We start from the raw sequence: 1182 nt of genomic DNA, 5'->3' as shown, positions 1-1182 counted from the left end.
CAGGACTTACGAAAAACCCCACCTATTAGGCCAATAGATCAAAGAAAAACAAGAGAATTCTCAAGGAGAGGATGTCGAAAAGATCATTTGCAATGTAGTTTTATTTATCTAAGATGGCGTATATTTTTTCCGACAGAGCGCAGCCATAGCCCGCCCAAGAAAGTCATTTGGCCGATTAGAATATTGCCAATATTTGCTAAGTAGCCAAGTCAATTATACGCTCACCAATTATGCGGAGCATGTATCTGATGTAAGCCATGATTTGGTAAAATTGTACCTAGAAAGAGAGCGATTAACAGCCAGTGACGTTTGGTTACAAGTTAAGGCTGAGCTTGTGGCAAGTGAGGAAGGATTTATTGTATTCGATGATACGGTTCTAGATAAAAGCCATTCCCGCCATATCGAATCAGTACGTTGGCAGTACAGTGGTAATGCCCATGGCGTTATTCGCGGAATAGGACTGGTTAACTGCATCTACGTTAACCCACAGACCGAGCAATTTTGGGTTATCGATTTTAGAATTTTTGACCCGGAAAAAGACGGGAAAGGTAAAGCAGACCATGTGAAAGACATGCTTAATAATATTGTTTACCACAAGAAATTACCGTTTAAAACGGTGTTAATGGATACCTGGTATGCTACCAGCACGCTGATGTTGTTTATCAATGATCATAACAAAATATTCTATTGCCCCATGAGAAAAAATCGATTAGCTAAACTCAAGGGGTCTGATGAAACCTACCAGCCATTGCGTAGCTTTGAATGGAGCGAAGATGAATTAAGACACGGCAAGCTCATTAGGCTTAAAGGGATGCCTGAGCATTTACAGATGAAGTTGTTTTCTGTTGCTATTTCTTCTAATAGAACAGATCTTATTGCTACTAATGATACGTCACAAACTTGCGCTAATGACACGAAGAAAATTTGTGCCATACGATGGTATGTGGAACAATTTCATCGCGAAGTGAAGCAGCTTACTGGTATTGATAAATGTCAGTGCCGCAAGCAACGCATACAACGAAATCACATCGCCTGCGCTATTTATGTCTGGGTTAATTTGAAAAAAATTGCTTACCAAACGGCACAAACTGTCTATCAAATAAAAAAAAACCTCTTAAAAAATTATCTTATCAATGAACTAAAAAATCCTTCTGTTTTAATGAGTTTTTCGTAAGTCCTGAT

At 38.8% G+C, this 1182-nt stretch carries 1 protein-coding gene; it reads left to right on the top strand.

Annotated elements, in window-relative coordinates; genetic code table 11:
• Positions 1–145 precede the first annotated feature (145 nt).
• Entirely contained in the window at positions 146–1174 is a 1029-nt protein-coding gene (locus LOX96_RS17470; RefSeq protein WP_058478568.1) for an IS701 family transposase, read from the top strand.
• Positions 1175–1182 lie beyond the last annotated feature (8 nt).

It is taken from the genome of Legionella maioricensis, from assembly GCF_023618015.1.
GTDB classification, from domain to species: domain Bacteria; phylum Pseudomonadota; class Gammaproteobacteria; order Legionellales; family Legionellaceae; genus Legionella; species Legionella maioricensis.
The sequence above is the reverse complement of the archived record's forward strand: the minus strand, read 5'-3'. Positions and strand labels throughout refer to the sequence as shown.